This window comes from Mesorhizobium sp. M8A.F.Ca.ET.207.01.1.1, from assembly GCF_004794715.1.
Lineage (GTDB): Bacteria > Pseudomonadota > Alphaproteobacteria > Rhizobiales > Rhizobiaceae > Mesorhizobium.
The window spans coordinates 1-324 of record NZ_SRUS01000361.1; the positions used below are offsets into that span (position 1 = coordinate 1).

Genomic DNA, 324 nt, shown 5'->3' on the forward strand with positions numbered 1-324 from the left:
TCTTCCTATCTGCGCGTCGAAGATGCTTCAGGCAGAGCGCGCCGTTGCCGAAATGATAGTCGCGGTGCAGCCGGTCGATCGCCATGCGGTCGCGCCTGCCGTGATAGTGGAAGATCGTCATGTCGGGCACGTATTCCACCGCCATGCCGGCAAGGATGGCGCGCACCAGATAATCCGTGTCCTCGGCCGAGCGCAGCGCGCCGCTGGCGCCGAAGCGCTCGTCCAAGGGACAGATGCGCGCGGCGACAGCGCGGTGCATGCTCATGTTGCACCCTAGCACGCGGCCGCCCGCATGGACGGCATACGCCACCTATTCGCGATTGG

1 pseudogene is annotated in these 324 nt (G+C 65.4%); it reads right to left on the reverse strand.

From position 1 onward, the window contains the following. Positions 1-298: pseudogene (locus tag EN850_RS34915) on the reverse strand (glycosyltransferase family 2 protein); the annotation flags it as partial. Positions 299-324: the final 26 nt, after the last annotated feature.